Genomic DNA, 16,960 nt, shown 5'->3' on the forward strand with positions numbered 1-16,960 from the left:
AGATATGAGCACTCTCGATATCCAGGCACTGGACGCCTGGTGGCGGGCAGCCAACTACATCTCGGTGGGCCAGATCTACCTGCGGGACAACGCCCTGCTCACCCGCCCGCTCGTCGGGGAGGACGTCAAGGCGCGGCTGCTCGGCCACTGGGGCACCACCCCCGGGCTCAACTTCGTCTACACGCACCTCAACCGCGTGATCTCGGAGCGACGGCAGGAGGTGCTGTTCGTCACCGGTCCCGGCCACGGCGGGCCCGCGAACGTGGCCAACGCCTGGCTGGAGGGGACGTACTCCGAGGTGTACAGCAGCATCGGCAGGGACGGCGCGGGGCTCAACGCCCTGTTCAAGCAGTTCAGCTACCCCGGCGGCATCCCCTCCCATGCGGCACCGGAGACCCCGGGGTCCATCCACGAGGGCGGGGAACTCGGCTACGCGCTCGCCCACGCCTACGGCGCCGTCTTCGACAACCCCGACCTCATCGCCGCGACGGTGGTGGGCGACGGCGAGGCCGAGACCGGGCCGCTCGCCACGAGCTGGCACTCGACCAGCTTCGTGGACCCGGCGGTCGACGGCGCCGTGCTGCCCATCCTGCACCTCAACGGCTACAAGATCGCCAATCCCACCGTGCTGTCCCGCATGCCGGAGGAGCAGCTGCGGCAGCTGATGTACGGCTACGGCTACGACCCGCACTTCGTCACGGTCTCCGACCCCGCAGCCACCGAGGCCGCGCACCGGGACTTCGCCGCCGTCCTGGATTCCTGCATCGACGACATCCACGCGATCCAGGCGGCGGCCCGCACCGCGCCGGCCGAGCCGGAGGCCCCCGCGCCCCGGTGGCCCATGATCGTGCTGCGCTCGCCGAAGGGCTGGACGGGGCCGGCCGTGGTCGACGGCCTGCCCTCGGAGGGGACGTGGCGTGCGCACCAGGTGCCGCTGTCCGGGATCCACGAGAACGAGGAGCACCTGCACCAGCTCGAGGAGTGGATGCGGTCCTACGATCCGGGCTCGCTCTTCACGGACACCGGGGAGCTGCGGCCTGAGATCGCCGCGCTCGCCCCGGACGGCCCCCTGCGCATGAGCGCGACGCCCTACGCCAACGGCGGGTGGCTGCTCCGCGACCTCGTGCTGCCCTCCTACGCCGAGCACGCCGTCGAGGTCACGCGGCCGGGCGTGGGGAAGGCGAGCCCCATGATGACCGTGGGCGGCTACCTCCGGGACGTCATCGAGCAGAACCCGCACAACTTCCGCCTGTTCGGGCCGGACGAGACGGCGTCGAACCGTCTCTCGGCCGTGTACGAGGTGACGGACAAGGTCTGGCAGCCGCGCATCGAGGACGTCGACGAGCACCTCGCCCGCTCGGGCCGCGTGATGGAGGTCCTCAGCGAGCATCTCTGCCAGGGCTGGCTCGAGGGCTACCTCCTCACCGGCCGCCATGGCGTGTTCAACTGCTACGAGGCGTTCGTGCACATCGTCGACTCGATGTTCAACCAGTTCGCGAAGTGGCTCAAGGTGCACCGCGCGCTGTCCTGGCGCCAGCCCATCGCGTCCTTCAACTACATGCTCTCCAGCCACGTCTGGCAGCAGGACCACAACGGGTTCTCCCACCAGGACCCGGGCTTCATCGACCACGTGGTGAACAAGACGGCGGACATCATCAGGGTCTACCTGCCGCCGGACGCCAACACGATGCTCGCGGTGACCGAGCACTGCCTGCAGACCCGCGACACCATCAACGTGATCGTCACCGGCAAGCAGCCCGCGCCCACCTGGCTCGGACCCGAGGACGCGCACCTGCACGTGAAGCGGGGCATCGGCATCCTCGACTTCGCGGGGTCCGAGGAGCCGGGCGTGGAGCCCGACGTCGTCCTCGGGTGCGCCGGCGACGTGCCGACCCTCGAGGCCGTGGCCGCGGCGGGGCTGCTCAAGGCGGCCATCCCGGGGCTCAGGATCCGCGTGGTCAACGTCGTGGACCTCATGCGCCTGCAGGACAGCTCGGAGCACCCCCACGGATTGTCGGCCCGCGACTTCGACACGCTGTTCACCACCGGGAAGCCCGTGGTCTTCGCGTATCACGGGTACCCCTGGCTCATCCACCGCCTCACCTACCGGCGGACCAACCACGCGAACCTTCACGTCCGCGGGTATAAAGAGGAAGGCACCACGACGACCCCGTTCGACATGGCGATGCTCAACCAGATCGACCGGTTCCAGCTGGCCATGGACGTGATCGACCGCGTGCCGGCCCTCGGGGCCACCCAGGCCCGCTTCCGGCAGGACCTCCAGGACAAGCGGCAGCGCGCCTGGCAGTACACGCGTGACGCCGGGAAGGACCTCGAGTCCATCACCGGCTGGACGCTCGACGAATCTTCGCCGGACGACGCGAAGTAAAACCCGTCGTCCACGACCAGAAGGAGAACGCCGTATGACAGAGTCCCGCATTTCCGCGACCCGCACCATCGACGCACCCGCCGGTGCGATCTTCGACCTCCTGTCCAACCCCGCCCGCCACGCCGCACTCGACGGCTCGGGCATGGTGCAGTCGGACAGCAAGTCGGACCGCATCACGGGCGTCGGCCAGACGTTCACCATGAACCAGAACTGGGACAAGATGGGGGGCGACTACCAGACGGACAACCACGTGGTGGGCTACGACCACAACAAGCTGCTCGCCTGGAAGACGGCTCCCGCCGGGGACGTGCCCCCGGGCTGGGAGTGGGTCTGGGAACTGCAGCCCGCCGGCCCGGACTCCACCGAGGTCTCCGTGACCTACGACTGGTCCGCCGTGACGGACAAGGCCATCCTCAAGCAGCTCAGCTTCCCCGAGGTCTCGCAGGATGCCCTGGACTCGACGCTGGCGAACCTCGCGGCGCAGGTCTCCGAGGCCTGATCCCCGGAGTGTTCCGGTAGTACCTCCGGCGGCGGCCGGTCCCTCGGGGCCGGCCGCCGCCGGCGTCCCGGCCCCGGTACAGCTAGTCCAGCAGGGCGACGTCCGAGACCAGCTCGATATGGCGCTGCATGGCGGCTGCCGCCGCGACGGGGTCCTGCGCCCGGACGGCCTCGAGGATGCTCCGGTGCGAGGCCAGGGACTGCTCCGGCCGGCCGGGCTGGGCGAGGGACTCGAGGCGGGTCTCGAGCACCATCTCACCGATGAAGGCCATGAGCTGCGCCAGCACCGGGGAGTGGGCCGCCGCCGTGACGGCCTGGTGGAAGAGCTCGTCGCCGCGCGCGCCGCGCCCGCCGTCGTCGATCTCCGCCCGCATCTCGTCGAGTGCCCGGTCGATCGCGGCGAGGTCCTCGTCCGTCCGGCGCTCCGCCGCGAGGGCGGCGAGCCTGACCTCGAGCGTGCTGCGGGCCTCCACGATATCGGGGAGGCGGCTCCGATGCTCGCGCAGCCCCTTGATGACGGTGGCCACGCTGGCTCGGTGACGCAGCACCGCTCCGGTGCCGTGCTGCACGTCGATCACGCCGAGGACCTCGAGTGCCACGAGCGCCTGGGCCAGCGTGGCCCGCGAGACACCGAGCCGTTCGGCGAGGTCACGCTCGGCGGGCAGGAGATCGCCGGGGCGCAGCTTCGCCGATTCGATGTAGCCGAGGAGCTGCTCGACGAGCTGTTCGTACAGCCGCGGGCGCGCGAGGCGGCCGAGCGGTGGTGGACTGGCGTCCTCGGTCATCCTGGAGCTCCCCCGTGTCGTGGTGGAGCCATGCTATCGCTCACCGATTGACAGGGACACCCACTCTCCTACAGGCTAGGCCAGTGGTCCTGTAACACAGGTCACAGCTCAGCCCCCTGTCCATTGCCCGCTGGAGGATAACGATGTCCGCTCCACTCCTATCGATCATCATCCTCGCGGCGATGTTCCTGATAGCCACCCTGCTGCCCATCAACATGGGGGCCCTCGCCTTCGTCGGCGCCTTCCTGCTCGGGGCCGTCGTGCTCGGCATGGAGACCGACGACATCATCGCGGAGTTCCCCGGCGGACTGTTCCTCACCTTGGTCGGGGTGACCTATCTCTTCGCCATCGCCCAGAACAACGGGACGATCGACCTCCTCGTGCAGGGTGCCGTGAAGCTCGTGCGCAACCGGGTGGCGCTCATCCCCTGGGTGATGTTCCTGATCACCGCGGTCATCACCGCGGTCGGTGCGCTCGGCCCCGCCGCCGTCGCCATCATGGCCCCCGTGGCGCTCGGCTTCGCGGCCCGCCACAAGATCTCCCCGCTGCTCATGGGCATGATGGTGGTCCACGGAGCGCAGGCCGGCGGCTTCTCGCCCATCGCCGTCTACGGCGTGATCGTCAACGACATCGTGGGACAGTCCGGGTTCGAGTACAGCCCGCTCGCCGTCTTCCTGGCGAGCTTCATCTTCAACCTGCTCATCGCCGTCGTCCTGTTCATGGTCCTCGGCGGCCGGACCCTCATGTCCTCACGCGTCACCGAGTTCGTGGAGGAGGCCGCCGAGGCCCGCCTGAGCGTGAGCCCCGGAGCCCGCCGGGCCGACGTCGCCTACAAGGGGACCGGCAGCGGCACCTACGGTCCGCGCGATCCGGCGGGCGACGGCGTCGTCGCCACCAGGACCCGCGATGACCGCGTCCCCCAGGTCGCCACCATCCTCGGCCTGATCGCCCTCGCGGTCGTCGCCCTCGGGTTCAGCGTCGACGTCGGCTTCGTCGCCATCACCGTCGCCGTCGTCCTCGCCCTGATCTCCCCGAAGGCGCAGAGCGGGGCCGTCAACAAGATCGCCTGGTCCACCGTGCTGCTCATCTGCGGCATGCTCACCTTCGTGGGCGTCCTCGAGGCCGCCGGCACCATCGACTACGTGTCCGACGGCGTCGCCAGCCTCGGCATGCCGCTCCTCGCCGCGCTGCTGATCTGCTACATCGGCGCCGTGGTGTCCGCGTTCGCGTCCTCGACGGCCATCCTCGCGGCCCTGATCCCCCTGGCCATCCCGTTCCTCGAGACCGGGGCCGTGGGCGCCGTCGGCGTGGTCTGCGCGCTCGCCGTGTCCTCCACGATCGTGGACGTCTCGCCGTTCTCCACCAACGGTGCCCTCGTCCTCGCGAACGCCCCGGAGGGCACCGACAAGGAGCGCTTCTACAAGCAGATCCTCGGCTACGGGGCGATCGTCGTCGTCGCCGGCCCGATCATCGCCTGGCTCGTCCTCGTGGTCCCCGGCTGGCTCTGAGCCGACCGGCCCGCCGACGCACCGTTCCCGCAGGACCCACCGCACCGACCCCGGAGGAACCATGACCGCCGAGACCACCGCACCGCAACCGACCGCTGGCGGGGAGCGCGGGGGCCCGCTCGCCGGGCGCCTCGTCGTCGACCTCAGCCGGGCCCTCGCCGGACCGCACGCCGGGATGATGCTGGGCGACCTCGGCGCGCGCGTCATCAAGGTGGAGACCCCGGGCACCGGGGACGACACCCGCGGGTGGGGGCCGCCGTTCGTGGGACCAGAGGACGACCGCCAGTCCACCTACTTCCTGTCCTGCAACAGGAACAAGGAGTCGATCGCCCTCGACCTCAAGAGCGACGACGGCAGGGCGGTCCTGACCGACCTGCTGCGCCGCGCGGACGTCGTCGTCGAGAACTTCCGGCCGGGTGTCCTGGACCGGCTCGGCTTCTCCACGGACGCGATGCTGGAGCTGAACCCCGGGCTGGTCATCCTCTCCATCACCGGCTTCGGGCATGACGGGCCCGAGGCCAAGCGCAGCGGCTACGACCAGATCGTCCAGGGCGAGGCGGGCCTGATGTCCGTCACCGGGCCGGACCCCGACAACCCGCAGCGCGTCGGCGTCCCCATCGCCGATCTGCTGTCCGGGATGTACGGCGCCTACGGGGCGGTCGCCGCCCTGCTGGAGCGCGAACGGACGGGCCGGGGCCAGGTGGTCCGCACGTCGCTGCTCGCCGCGATCATCGGCGTGCACGCCTTCCAGGGCACCCGGACCACCGTGGCGGGCGAGGTGCCGCGGGCGCAGGGCAACCACCACCCCTCGATCGCGCCCTACGGACTGTTCAACTGCCGGGGCGGCAAGGTGCAGATCAGCGTGGGCAGCGAGAAACTGTGGGCCGCCTTCACCGCGGCGTTCGGGCTCGACGCCGGCAGGCCCGAGTTCGGCTCGAACGCGGACCGGGTGCGGAACCGGGACCTGCTGATCGAGGTGGTCGAGGACGCGTTCTCCGCCTACGAGTCCGAGCCCCTCCTCGCGAAACTCAACGAGGCGGGGATCCCCGCCGGCAGGGTGCGCACGCTCGACGAGGTGTACGCGTGGGACCAGGTGCACTCCCAGGGCCTGCTCCTGGACGTCGACCACCCCGTGCTCGGCAGCATCGCCCTGCCCGGCCCGCCCCTGCGCTTCTTCGACGGCGCGTCGGAGACCACCACCCGCACCCACAGCGCACCGCCGTTGCTCGGCGGCGACGGCGCGGCGATCCGCGCCTGGCTCGCGTCGGACGATGACGGCTCGTGAGTGCTGAGGCCCGCGCCCGGCACCTGACCGCCCGCGAACTGATCGACGCCGTCCTCGACACAGGGTCCTTCGCCTCGTGGGACAGCCCCGTCCCGTCGCCCTATCCCGGCGCCGGTGCGGCCTACGAGGACGAACTGCGGCGGGCACGCGAGAAGAGCGGGGCGGACGAGTCGGTGCTGACGGGCGAGGGCCTCATCCACGGCCGCCGGGTGGCCGTCATCGTCTCGGAGTTCGCCTTCCTCGCGGGCTCGATCGGCAGTGCCGCCGCGCACCGGATCACCGCAGCGGTCCGCAGGGCGACGGCGGAGGGGCTGCCCCTGCTGGCCGGCCCCGCCTCCGGGGGTACCCGCATGCAGGAGGGCACGCCTGCATTCCTGTCCATGGTGGACATCACCGGCGCCGTGCGGGCCCACCGGCAGGCGGGCCTGCCCTACCTCGTCTACCTCCGGCACCCCACCACCGGCGGCGTCATGGCGTCCTGGGGGTCCCTCGGCCACGTCACGGTCGCCGAACCCGGCGCCCTGCTCGGTTTCCTGGGGCCGCGCGTCTACGAGGCGCTCTACGGGGAAGCCTTCCCGGCCGGTGTCCAGACGGCCGAGAACCTGTTCGACAAGGGACTCATCGACGCCGTCGTCCCGCCCGGGCAGCTGGCGGCGATCGTGGACACGGCACTGTCCGTCCTGCTCGCTGAACCGTCCCGCCTGCCCCCGCCGCCCCCGACCGCCGCCGTCATCCCCGGCGACGGCGACGCCTGGACGTCCATCCTCATCTCGCGCAACCGGCGGCGCCCCGACCTCCGGCGCCTGCTCGCCGCCGGAGCCCGCGACGTCCTGCCGCTCAACGGGACCGGGCAGGGCGAGAAGGATCCCGGGCTGCTGCTCGCCCTGGCCCGGTTCGGGGAGCAGCCGTGCGTCGTGCTCGGCCACCAGCGGCCCCGGCGCCCCGAGGACGCGGTGATGGGTCCGGCGTCGCTCCGGGAGGCGCGGCGCGGCATGAAGCTCGCCGAGGAACTGGGCCTGCCGCTGCTGACGGTCATCGACACCGCCGGCGCGGACCTGTCCAGGGAGGCCGAGGAGGGCGGGCTCGCCGGGGAGATCGCCCGGTCCCTGCACGACCTCATCGGGCTCGCCTCGCCGTCGGTATCCGTGCTGCTCGGCCAGGGGGCGGGGGGAGGCGCGCTCGCCCTGCTGCCCGCGGACAGCACCATCGCCGCGGAGCACGCCTGGCTCTCGCCGCTCCCGCCCGAGGGGGCCAGCGCGATCGTGCACCGCACCGTGGACCGGGCGCCCGGGATGGCCGAGGCGCAGGGCGTCAAGGTCGCCGCGCTCGTGGATCGCGGCGTCGTCGACCACGTGGTGGACGAACGGCCCGACGCCGCCGAGGAGGGGCGGGCGTTCTGCGAGCGGATGGCCTCGGCCATCGAGTACGAGCTGGCGCGCGTGACGGGCCTGCCGGCCGATGACCGGCTGGAGCGCCGGGCGGCGAAGTACCGGGCGGGAACCCCCTGAGCGGAGCGCGCTCCCCGGACGTGGGGCGCGGAGCCCGCGAACGTCAGGCGGGGTGCTGCGCCCGGTAGATCTCCATCTGGCGGTGCCGGCGCTGCAGGCTGTCCCGGCGCGGCGTGCTGTCGGCGTCCGCCGCCTCGGCCGTGAGGTCGATGTGCCGCTCGCCGTAGTGCCACAGCAGCATGTCGTCGAGGAGCCGGTCCGGCCCGGGGGAGTACCGGTGGTCGAGGGCCTTGCGTACCGTGGTGATGGTGTCCGCCTGCAGCAGGTCCACGAGTTCCAGGGTAGTCTTCCGCCCGTGCGCGGCGAGGAGTTCGGCGGCCCACCCCCAGTTGTCGTCCGATTTCCGGTCCACGTGGGGCAGCAGCGTCTGCCAGACGTCACGGATCCGGTTGGGGGTCAGCGGGGCGCTGCCCTCGCCGTCCTCGTCCCAGAACCCCGTGACGGTCTCGTACCGCTCGTGCAGTTCCGCGAAGGCCGACTCCACGGTCTCCAGCATGGCCGCGGTCCCCGTGAACTGGCGGTCGAAGTAGGGGCTCCAGGCCTTCGGGTTGGAGGCCTTGAAGCGGATGTCGTGCTCGATCTCGGACCACGCGTGCGCCAGCACGGTGCGCACCTGCACCTCGAAGAGATAGCTGCCCGCGGCCTTCGTCTCCGGGTCCACGGCCTGCTGGAAGCTGCGCACCACGTCGTTGTGGATGGTGCGCATGATGAGGTGGCGGCTCGAGTAGCCGTACGTGCCGGATTCGATGGATCCGATGTCCTTCTCCCGGTCCCCCCGGCAGTCGAACTCCTGGCGCTGGCGCTTGAGGAGGTTCGCGGCGAGGTCCACCTCGTGGGGCAGCGTGGTGATGATGCGGACCCCCACGAGGTCCGTCAGGTTCCGCATCGGATCCGGGAAGACGAGGACGGGCGGGTCCGCGGGGTCCACGGCGGGCAGCGTGCGGGAGGCCTTGTCGCGGAAGGACTCCACGGTCTTGGTGCGTGCCGTGACGAACAGGGGCTTCAGGTCCGAGCTCTCGAAGATCGCCGCGATGCTGGACCGCATGGCCTCGGTGACGCGGTCCAGTGCCGGCCGGACCCGCGCGAACTCCCGCGTATGCGCCTCGACGGCAGGGCGCAGCCGCTCGTCGAGATCGTCCCACGCACCCATGCATCCAGCCTTTCCGAGGAGAGTCTTCATCGTAGCCAACCCTGGTGACCGTTACGCTTCCCCTGTGCATCGCGAGAATCCCGTGCCCCCGCCGGGCCGCCGCTCCGTCCTGACCCTGCTGGCCGCCGCCGGGGCCGCCGTCCTCGCGGCCTGCGGGATCCGCCAGGAGACCGGGGCCGGTTCCGTGGCCCCCCGGCGCTACCGCTACGGCGACGATCCCAGCCAGTTCGCGGACCTCTACCTGCCCGGCGGGGAGACCGCCGTGCGCGGCGTCGTCGTGATCGTCCACGGCGGCTACTGGCGGTCCACCTACGGCGCGGAGCTCGGCGAACCCCTCGCGCAGGACCTGGTGGGGCGCGGCTACGCGTGCTGGAACCTCGAGTACCGGCGCGCGGGGAACGGGGGCGGCTGGCCCGCCGCTTCCGGCTAGATGCGGAAGAGTCCGGTCCCTCTCGCACGGTCGTGGATTCCGCGCTGGTCCGCGTCGATGATCAGTGCCGGGATCACGAGGCACAGGAGGACGCTCCGGATGATCGCGGTGAGGTAGCCCGCAGGCCGGCNAGAGTCTTCATCGTAGCCAACCCTGGTGACCGTTACGCTTCCCCTGTGCATCGCGAGAATCCCGTGCCCCCGCCGGGCCGCCGCTCCGTCCTGACCCTGCTGGCCGCCGCCGGGGCCGCCGTCCTCGCGGCCTGCGGGATCCGCCAGGAGACCGGGGCCGGTTCCGTGGCCCCCCGGCGCTACCGCTACGGCCACGATCCCAGCCAGTTCGCGGACCTCTACCTGCCCGGCGGGGAGACCGCCGTGCGCGGCGTCGTCGTGATCGTCCACGGCGGCTACTGGCGGTCCACCTACGGCGCGGAGCTCGGCGAACCCCTCGCGCAGGACCTGGTGGGGCGCGGCTACGCGTGCTGGAACCTCGAGTACCGGCGCGCGGGGAACGGGGGCGGCTGGCCCGCCACGTTCGACGACGTCGCCGCGGGCATCGACCACCTGGCCGTCGCGGCCGGGGACCACGGGCTGGACCTGCGCTCGACGACGGCGCTCGGCCACTCCGCGGGCGGTCACCTCGCGGTGTGGGCGGCGGGGCGGTCGACGCTGCCGGCCGGTGCGCCCGGCGCCGGGACCCCCGCGGTGCCGCTGACCGCCGTCGTCAGCCAGGCCGGGGTGCTGGACCTCGCGCAGGCCCGGGCGCTCGGCCTGAGCGACAACGCGGTCCAGAACCTGCTGGGTGCACCCGAGGACCCGGAGCGCTACGCGCTCGCCGACCCGATGACGGCTGTTCCCCTCGAGGTCCCCGTGTACGCGGTGCACGGCACGGAGGACACCACGGTGCCGCCCGGCCAGTCGGAGGCGTACGTGGCGGCGGCCACGGGGGCGGGCGCGACGGCGGAACTGGTCCGCGTCCCGGGCGACCACTTCGCCGTCATCACCCCGGGGTCCGAGGCGTGGGAGGCGATCCTCGACCGGCTCGGGACGGCGAGCCACCCCGGCCCGCCCACACGGGGCTGACCGGGGTCGGGTCCCCTAGTTGAGGGGGAGCGTCCCCTCGGGCAGGGCTCCACCGGCGAGCAGCTCGCGGGCGGAGTCCGCCAGCGCGGTCAGCGCGACGCGCTGCGTCCACGGGCCGTAGGAGATCCGGGCGACGCCGAGTTCCTGCAGGCGCGCGGGCGCCAGGCTGCCGGGCACGTTGATCACGCTGAGCCGCTGCGGACCGAAGGCCTCCACGAGGGTGACCACGGTGTGCTCGTCGAGCAGGCCGGGGACGAACACGTTCGTCGCACCGGCGGCGAGGAACGCCGTGCCGCGCTCGACGGCGTCGGCCAGCACGTCCGCAGGATCGCGGTCTCCCGCCTTCACGAACGCATCCGTCCGGGCGTTCAGCACGAAGTCGATGCCCTCGGCCTGGCCGGCCTTCACGACCGCCTCCATCCGGGTCACGGCATCGGCCAGCGGCCGCATCTGGTCCTCGATGTTCGCTCCGACGATCCCCACGCCGATCGCCCGGCGCACGGTGTCCCCGGGATCCCCGTAGCCGGACTCGAGGTCGGCGGACACGGGGAGCGCGGTGGCCGCGGCGATCCGTCCGACCGCCGCGATCATCTCCTCCACGGGGATGTTCTCGCCGTCCTCGTACCCGAGCGACGCCGCGATGGAGTGGCTCGCCGTGGCGAGGGCCGTGGCGCCGGGGACGTCGGCGACGGTCCTGGCGGTGATCACGTCCCACACGTTGACGACCTGCAGGATCTCGGGGGCGGCGTGGAGCCGGGTGAGTGTCGTGGCCTTCACTGCGAGGTCGCTGTGGGCTTCAGTCATCGAGTACCTTCCGGGTGTGCGAGGCGATCCAGGCGGCGGCGCCGTCCACCTCGGTGGGGTGGATCCCGTGACTGCCCTCGCGGACGTTCCGTTCTACTTCGGCGCCACGGCTCTCGAGGATCGACCCGAGGCGGGTCACGCTGTCGATCGGGGCCATGGCGTCGGACGCCCCGTTGAACAGGGCCACGGACGTCCCGGACAGGTCGGCGTCGATGGTGCGCCCCTCGAGGGGGTACATCCCCGAGAAGGCGACGGCGCGCGGGACGGCGTCCGGGTGGAGCAGCGCGGCGGCGAGGGCGATGTTCGCCCCGTTCGAGAACCCGACGGCGACGAGCGGGCGGTCGGCGATGCCGTAGTGGTCCCGCGCCCGGCCGAGGAATGCGGCGAGCTCACCCGCGCGGCGGACGACGTCGTCGACGTCGAAGACGCCCTCGCCGAACCGGCGGAACCAACGGTTCAGGCCGTGCTCCTGCACCGGGCCCCGCGGCGCGAGGTACCCCGCCCCGGGCGCCAGGCGGGCGGCGAGTGGCAGGAGGTCGTGTTCGGTGCCGCCCGTGCCGTGCAGGAGCAGGAGCACGGGGGTTCCCGCCGCTCCGGCCTCGAACAGGTGCGGCCACGTCTGGGTGTCGGTCATGATCGCTCCTACTTGAAGAAAGCCTGGACGGCGGGGTTGTTCTCTCCGGGCAGGTCGATCTTCGCGACCGCGTGGGAGATGGCCTCGCGGTTCGGCTCGAGCCACGGCGGCAGCTTGAGGGAGCGGCCGAGTTCCAGCAGCGGCTCGTCGATGTCGAAGCCCGGGGTGTCCGTCGCGATCTCCAGCAGGGTCCCGCCGGGCTCGCGGAAGTAGATCGAGGTGAAGTACTGCCGATCGAGGATGGCTGTGACCCCGTATCCGCGCTCGGCGAGTTCCTGGCGCCACACCTCCTGGGTCTGCTGGTCGGGTACGCGGAAGGCGATGTGGTGCACCGTCCCGCCGGCCACGAGGCCGCGCTCGCCGCGGGGGTCGGTGACGACGTCGACGACGGTCCCGGGCTCCCCGTTGTGCGTGCTGAGGCGGTAGCGGCCGTCCTTCTCGGCGAGGACCGTCATGCCGAGGTCACGCGTGAAGGTCTCGAGCGTGCGGGTGGGGTCCTGGACCGTGAGGACCGAGGAGTGCTGGCCACGCACGGCGTACTCGGCCGGCACGGAGGCGGAGTCCCAGGGGTCGCGCGGATCGGAGACGGACGAGGCCACGAGGTCGATCTGCAGCCCGTCGGGGTCGCGGAGGGAGAGTCGCTCCTCCTCGGACGAGGCACGCGCGATGGTCGATTCCACGCCGAGCGCCTTGAAGTGCTCCTGCCACCAGCCGAGGGTGCCCTGCGGCACCGAGAACGCGGTGGTGGTCGACTGCCCGCTGCCCACGCGTCCGCTGCGGATGCCCTGCCACGGGAAGAAGGTCAGCAGGGAGCCGGGGCGGCCGGCCTCGTCGCCGTAGTAGAGGTGGTACGTCCCGGGATCGTCGAAGTTGACCGTCTTCTTGACCAGGCGCAGTCCCAGGCCCCTGATGTAGAAGTCGATGTTCTTCTGCGGGTCGCCCGCGATCGCGGTGACGTGGTGGAGACCTTCGGTTCGTGCGGTCACGCTGTCCTCCTGGGTTCGGACCGGCCTTCCATGCACCGGCATGTTCATGCAAACACATGTACTCTGCTTTTTGTTCCCCTGGTGTTCCTGTCCCAGGGCGTCGAACGCACCCCGCAGGCTGTGGCATTCTGTGAGCATGGCAGCGAAAGAGCGGTTCCCGGCGTGGGTCCACCGAACCGCCGCCGAGGTGATCGGGTGGACCCTCGTGGTGGTCGGGGTCGCCGCCCTCGTGCTGCCCGGCCCCGGGCTCCTGATGGTCGCCGCGGGCCTCGCGGTCCTGTCACGGCACTACCACTGGGCACGCCGCTACCTGAAGCCGCTCAAGGAGAACGCCTTCCATGCCGCCGCCCTCGGGGTGAAGACGATTCCGCGGATCACGGCGAGCTGCATGAGCTCGGTCGTGATCATGAGCCTCGGCGTGGTCTGGATCATGGAACCCACCACGCCCCACTGGTGGTTCCTCGCGGACAGGTGGTGGCTCTTCGGCGGCACGGGCACGGGTATCAGCCTGATCCTCTCGTCGATGATCGCGCTCACCCTGATCGTCTACAGCGTGCGGCGCTTCCGGGGCAGGCCCATCCCGCCGCGGCCGTCGCTCATCCCCCGGCGCCCGAGGTAGGACGTCGGGAGGCATCCCGTACCGGCCTCGACCGCGGCTGGTACGTTGAACGGGTGCTCACCGTAATCGGGGAAACCCTCATCGACGAAGTCGTCAGCGACACCGCGTCCATGCGCGCCCACGTGGGCGGCAGTCCCATGAACGTGGCCGTGGGCCTCGCGCGCCTCGGTCATCCCGCCCAGTTCGTCGGCCGGTACGGCGACGACGACTACGGGCGGATGATCCAGCAGCACCTCCGCGACAACGCGGTGCCCTTCCCCGTCCGGCCGGACGCCGCGCCCACGAGCGTCGCGACCGCGCGCCTGGACCCCGCGGGCGGTGCGTCCTACGACTTCCAGCTGGTCTGGGACCTTCCGGGACTGGCCGGGCAGAAGGACACGCTCCTCGACGGCTCCACCCTGCTGCACACCGGGTCCATCGCGACCATGCTCGCTCCGGGGGCCGACGACGTCCTGGCCCTGGTGGCGAGCGCCCATCCGCTCGTCACGGTCACCTACGATCCCAACTGCCGGCCGACGATCATCCGCGACGCGGCGTTCGCCCGACAGCAGGCCGAGCGGTTCGTGGCCCTCGCCGACGTCGTCAAGGCCTCCGACGAGGACCTCGCGTGGCTCTACCCCGGCCGCGCCCCCGAGGAGTCGGCGCGCGCATGGCTGGAGGCCGGTCCCGCCGTCGTCGTCGTGACGCGCGGGTCGAAGGGCCCGTGGGGCGTCTGCCGTGCGGGCGAGGTGTCGGTTCCCGCACCGCCGACGTCCGTGGTGGACACCGTCGGCGCCGGGGACTCGTTCATGGCGGCCCTCCTGGGCGCGCTCGTGGACTCCGGTCTCGACGGCGCCCATCACCGCGACGACCTGCTCCGAATCACCCGTGAACAGCTCACCGGGATGCTGCAGTACGCGGCCCGCGCCGCGGCCATCACGGTCTCCCGCGCGGGAGCGAACCCGCCCACGCGCGACGAGATGGCCCGCAGCGCGTGAGGACACCGACCGACGACGACCACAGGAGCACCGCGATGACCCGCGATCCGTACGCAGACCTTCCGCAGGTCCCCGACTTCGAGCTCACCAGCGCGACCGTCACCGATCATGCGCCCCTGGACGCCGCGCAGGCGTCCGGGATGATGGGTGCGGGCGGCAAGGACGAGTCGCCGCAGCTCGCCTGGAGCGGCTTCCCCGAGGGCACGCGGAGCTTCGCGGTCACCGTCTACGACCCGGACGCGCCGACCGCGAGCGGCTTCTGGCACTGGGCGGTCGCGGACCTGCCGGTAACGACCACGTCGTTGCCCGCCGGCGCGGGAACGGAGGGCTCCGGCCTGCTGCCCGAGGGTGCCGTGCAGCTGCGGAACGACGGCGGCTTCCCCGGCTTCGTGGGCGCCGCGCCGCCCGAGGGACACGGGCCGCACCACTACCACGTGGTGGTCCACGCCGTGGATGTGGAGTCGCTGGACCTCCCGGCCGACGCCAGCCCCGCCTACCTGGGCTTCAACCTGTTCTCCCACACCCTCGGCCGCGCCCGCCTGACCGGCACGTACGAGCAGTAGCAGCCCCGCCGAGGAGTTCCCTGCGGACGAGTTCCTGCAGGTGACTGCCCCGCCGCCGGTAGGGTAGAGGTCCCGGACCTGAAGGAGTGGACGATGCGCCTCGTGGCGAGCGACATGGACGGCACCGTCGTCGGGCACGACGGCAAGATGAGCGAACGCACCATCCGCGCGTTCCGGGCCTGCGTGGACGCCGGGGTGGACGTCGTCTTCGTCACGGGCCGCCCGCCGCGCTGGCTCGAGCCGCTCCGTGACCAGCTCGGGCACACGGGGACGGTCATCTGCTCCAACGGCGCCCTCACCTACGATCTCGCGTCGGAGCGCGTGCTCGACGCGAAGCTCCTCGCCCCCGAGAACATCTACGCCGCGCGCGACATCATCCGCGAGCTCTTCCCGGCGGCCACCTTCGCCGCCGAGACCGTGTCGGGGTTCAAGCTCGAGTCGGGGTTCGCCGACGCGTCGACGATCGAACTGCTCGGCGGCCTCACCGCCCGGCCGTTCGAGGAGTCCCTGCCGGGCGAGGACATCGTGAAGTTCCTGGCCCGGGAGAGGGCCGTCTCACCCGACGATTTCCTGGCCACCGTCCGGCCCGCGGTCGCGCACCTGGTCTCCACGACGCACTCCGCGCCCACGATGGCACTCCTCGAGATGGCCCTGCCGGAGATCAACAAGTCCGTGACCCTCGCGCAGTACGCCGCAGCGCGCGGGATCGACGCCGCCGACGTCGTCGCCTTCGGGGACATGCCCAACGACGTCCAGATGCTCGACTGGGCGGGCCACGGGTACGCGATGGCCTCCGGGCATCCCGACGCGCTCGCCGCCGCGAACCTCATGGCCCCCGCCTTCGAGGAGGACGGCGTGGCGCAGATCCTGGAGCAGCGCCTTGCGGCGCTCCGCACGGCCTGACGCGGGCCTCTTCCCCTATCTCGACAACGCGGCGGGGGCCCCGCCCCGGCCGCAGCCGATCGCGCTGTCCCACCGCGGCTTCGCACCCGACGGCGGGGAGAACACCTTGGCCGCCTTCGGACGTGCCGTGGAGCTCGGCTTCCGGTACCTCGAGATCGACGTCCACGCCTCGAGCGACGGCGTCGTCATGGTGTTCCACGACGAGGTCCTCGACCGCGTCACCGGGGACCGCGGCCCGGTTGCCGCACGGACCGCGGAGGAGCTGGGCCGGCTGTCGGTCGGCGGGGGCGGGGGGATCCCGACGCTCGAAGCCGTGCTGCTGCGCTGGCCGGAGCTGCGTCTCAACATCGACGTCAAGAGCGACGCGTGCGTGCGTCCCTTCGCGGAGCTCATCAACCGCCATGCCGCCCACGACCGCGTGCTCGTCGCGTCCTTCTCCGATCGGCGGAGGCTCGCGGTCCTGCGCCTGCTCGACCGTCCGACGGCGTCGTCCGCCGGGATGGCGGTCAACGCCCTCCTGAGGATCGCAGTGCCGCTGGGGCTGGCCGGGCCGGTTGCCCGGACGGCCAGGGTCCATGCGCTGCAGGTGCCCGAGACGTACCGCGGCGTGCGGGTCGTGACGCGGGGGTTCGTCCGGCGCTGCGAGGACGCGGGCCTGCAGGTCCACGTCTGGACGGTCAACGAGCGGGCCGGGATGGACCGTCTGCTGGACCTCGGCGTCCACGGGATCGTGTCCGATGCCGCGGACGTCCTCGCGGAGTGCCTGCGGGACAGGGCCGTCTGGCCGCAGGGGCGCCCGGGGGGTTGAGCCGGCCGGCGTCGCCGCGTCGGGGGCTCCG

Annotated in this window: 16 protein-coding genes and 1 pseudogene; 12 read left to right on the forward strand and 5 right to left on the reverse strand. The window is 71.8% G+C overall.

Translation table 11 applies throughout. From position 1 onward, the window contains the following. Window positions 1-4 precede the first annotated feature (4 nt). Window positions 5-2,389 carry a phosphoketolase family protein gene (locus RY94_RS06145; protein ID WP_043442752.1) on the forward strand — a complete coding sequence of 795 codons (2,385 nt, stop codon included), beginning with the start codon at window positions 5-7 and terminating at the stop codon, window positions 2,387-2,389. A 34-nt stretch (window positions 2,390-2,423) separates the two neighbouring features. Continuing rightward, window positions 2,424-2,888 (forward strand): SRPBCC family protein, encoded by a 465-nt coding sequence (locus RY94_RS06150; RefSeq protein ID WP_043442755.1) that lies wholly within the window; start codon window positions 2,424-2,426, stop codon window positions 2,886-2,888. An 82-nt stretch (window positions 2,889-2,970) separates the two neighbouring features. Here RY94_RS06150 and RY94_RS06155 read toward each other — a convergent pair whose 3' ends face one another. Then, window positions 2,971-3,672, reverse strand: a complete 702-nt coding sequence (locus RY94_RS06155) for a FadR/GntR family transcriptional regulator (RefSeq protein ID WP_043442758.1) — start codon at window positions 3,670-3,672, stop codon at window positions 2,971-2,973. Between the two features lie 143 nt (window positions 3,673-3,815). On the opposite strand from RY94_RS06155, the gene RY94_RS06160 reads away from it, so the two are divergent. The 3 genes from RY94_RS06160 to RY94_RS06170 all read left to right on the forward strand — a co-directional run bounded on the left by RY94_RS06160 (window position 3,816) and on the right by RY94_RS06170 (window position 7,973). Continuing rightward, window positions 3,816-5,180 carry an SLC13 family permease gene (locus tag RY94_RS06160; RefSeq protein WP_043442761.1) on the forward strand — a complete coding sequence of 455 codons (1,365 nt, stop codon included), beginning with the start codon at window positions 3,816-3,818 and terminating at the stop codon, window positions 5,178-5,180. A gap of 61 nt (window positions 5,181-5,241) precedes the next feature. Continuing rightward, window positions 5,242-6,465 (forward strand): CaiB/BaiF CoA transferase family protein, encoded by a 1,224-nt coding sequence (locus tag RY94_RS06165; RefSeq protein ID WP_043442764.1) that lies wholly within the window; start codon window positions 5,242-5,244, stop codon window positions 6,463-6,465. Further along, window positions 6,462-7,973: a carboxyl transferase domain-containing protein gene (locus RY94_RS06170; protein ID WP_197060605.1), complete on the forward strand. Its 1,512-nt coding sequence runs from the start codon at window positions 6,462-6,464 to the stop codon at window positions 7,971-7,973. The genes RY94_RS06165 and RY94_RS06170 overlap by 4 nt, the downstream gene beginning before the upstream one ends. A gap of 43 nt (window positions 7,974-8,016) precedes the next feature. On the opposite strand, the gene RY94_RS06175 is transcribed toward RY94_RS06170, so the two are convergent. Continuing rightward, the gene (locus RY94_RS06175) at window positions 8,017-9,123 is read right to left on the reverse strand and encodes a GTP pyrophosphokinase (protein WP_043442766.1); all 1,107 of its coding nucleotides are present in this window, start codon (window positions 9,121-9,123) and stop codon (window positions 8,017-8,019) included. 184 nt (window positions 9,124-9,307) lie between these two features. On the opposite strand from RY94_RS06175, the pseudogene RY94_RS06180 reads away from it, so the two are divergent. Then, window positions 9,308-9,538 (forward strand): annotated as a pseudogene (locus tag RY94_RS06180) (alpha/beta hydrolase); the annotation flags it as partial. A 311-nt stretch (window positions 9,539-9,849) separates the two neighbouring features. Then, a complete protein-coding gene (locus RY94_RS06190; RefSeq protein ID WP_043443806.1) occupies window positions 9,850-10,635 on the forward strand; it encodes an alpha/beta hydrolase in 786 nt (261 codons plus the stop codon). Between the two features lie 15 nt (window positions 10,636-10,650). Here the strand turns inward: RY94_RS06190 and RY94_RS06195 are convergent, their stop codons facing one another. The 3 genes from RY94_RS06195 to RY94_RS06205 are packed head-to-tail and all read right to left on the reverse strand — an operon-like array spanning window position 10,651 to window position 13,059. Further along, window positions 10,651-11,439, reverse strand: coding sequence for an isocitrate lyase/PEP mutase family protein (locus RY94_RS06195; RefSeq protein ID WP_043442775.1), 789 nt, complete (start codon window positions 11,437-11,439; stop codon window positions 10,651-10,653). Further along, on the reverse strand, window positions 11,432-12,073 hold the full coding sequence (locus RY94_RS06200; protein ID WP_052274017.1) for an alpha/beta hydrolase: 642 nt from the start codon (window positions 12,071-12,073) through the stop codon (window positions 11,432-11,434). The genes RY94_RS06195 and RY94_RS06200 overlap by 8 nt, the downstream gene beginning before the upstream one ends. A gap of 8 nt (window positions 12,074-12,081) precedes the next feature. Next, window positions 12,082-13,059, reverse strand: a complete 978-nt coding sequence (locus RY94_RS06205) for a ring-cleaving dioxygenase (RefSeq protein WP_043442778.1) — start codon at window positions 13,057-13,059, stop codon at window positions 12,082-12,084. Window positions 13,060-13,195: 136 nt separating this feature from the next. On the opposite strand from RY94_RS06205, the gene RY94_RS06210 reads away from it, so the two are divergent. The 5 genes from RY94_RS06210 to RY94_RS06230 all read left to right on the forward strand — a co-directional run bounded on the left by RY94_RS06210 (window position 13,196) and on the right by RY94_RS06230 (window position 16,929). After that, window positions 13,196-13,678: a PGPGW domain-containing protein gene (locus RY94_RS06210; protein ID WP_052274018.1), complete on the forward strand. Its 483-nt coding sequence runs from the start codon at window positions 13,196-13,198 to the stop codon at window positions 13,676-13,678. 53 nt (window positions 13,679-13,731) lie between these two features. Continuing rightward, window positions 13,732-14,655, forward strand: a complete 924-nt coding sequence (locus RY94_RS06215) for a carbohydrate kinase family protein (RefSeq protein ID WP_043442780.1) — start codon at window positions 13,732-13,734, stop codon at window positions 14,653-14,655. Window positions 14,656-14,690: 35 nt separating this feature from the next. Next, window positions 14,691-15,218, forward strand: a complete 528-nt coding sequence (locus RY94_RS06220) for a YbhB/YbcL family Raf kinase inhibitor-like protein (protein ID WP_043442783.1) — start codon at window positions 14,691-14,693, stop codon at window positions 15,216-15,218. 93 nt (window positions 15,219-15,311) lie between these two features. Next, entirely contained in the window at window positions 15,312-16,121 is an 810-nt protein-coding gene (locus RY94_RS06225) for an HAD family hydrolase (protein ID WP_043442785.1), read from the forward strand. Further along, the gene (locus RY94_RS06230) at window positions 16,099-16,929 is read left to right on the forward strand and encodes a glycerophosphodiester phosphodiesterase family protein (protein WP_043442788.1); all 831 of its coding nucleotides are present in this window, start codon (window positions 16,099-16,101) and stop codon (window positions 16,927-16,929) included. Before RY94_RS06225 ends, RY94_RS06230 begins: the two co-directional genes overlap by 23 nt. Window positions 16,930-16,960 lie beyond the last annotated feature (31 nt).

Origin of the sequence: Arthrobacter sp. L77 (genome assembly GCF_000816565.1) — a bacterium.
Lineage (GTDB): Bacteria > Actinomycetota > Actinomycetes > Actinomycetales > Micrococcaceae > Arthrobacter_D > Arthrobacter_D antioxidans.

Bases quoted from the DNA above. Each gene is read 5' to 3' on its own strand.
- RY94_RS06150 (WP_043442755.1), top strand. From the start codon at position 2,424: ATGACAGAGTCCCGCATTTCCGCGACCCGCACCATCGACGCACCCGCC.
- RY94_RS06155 (WP_043442758.1), bottom strand. From the start codon at position 3,672: ATGACCGAGGACGCCAGTCCACCACCGCTCGGCCGCCTCGCGCGCCCG.
- RY94_RS06195 (WP_043442775.1), bottom strand. From the start codon at position 11,439: ATGACTGAAGCCCACAGCGACCTCGCAGTGAAGGCCACGACACTCACC.
- RY94_RS06210 (WP_052274018.1), top strand. From the start codon at position 13,196: ATGGCAGCGAAAGAGCGGTTCCCGGCGTGGGTCCACCGAACCGCCGCC.
- RY94_RS06165 (WP_043442764.1), top strand. From the start codon at position 5,242: ATGACCGCCGAGACCACCGCACCGCAACCGACCGCTGGCGGGGAGCGC.
- RY94_RS06225 (WP_043442785.1), top strand. From the start codon at position 15,312: ATGCGCCTCGTGGCGAGCGACATGGACGGCACCGTCGTCGGGCACGAC.
- RY94_RS06145 (WP_043442752.1), top strand. From the start codon at position 5: ATGAGCACTCTCGATATCCAGGCACTGGACGCCTGGTGGCGGGCAGCC.
- RY94_RS06160 (WP_043442761.1), top strand. From the start codon at position 3,816: ATGTCCGCTCCACTCCTATCGATCATCATCCTCGCGGCGATGTTCCTG.
- RY94_RS06200 (WP_052274017.1), bottom strand. From the start codon at position 12,073: ATGACCGACACCCAGACGTGGCCGCACCTGTTCGAGGCCGGAGCGGCG.
- RY94_RS06175 (WP_043442766.1), bottom strand. From the start codon at position 9,123: ATGGGTGCGTGGGACGATCTCGACGAGCGGCTGCGCCCTGCCGTCGAG.
- RY94_RS06220 (WP_043442783.1), top strand. From the start codon at position 14,691: ATGACCCGCGATCCGTACGCAGACCTTCCGCAGGTCCCCGACTTCGAG.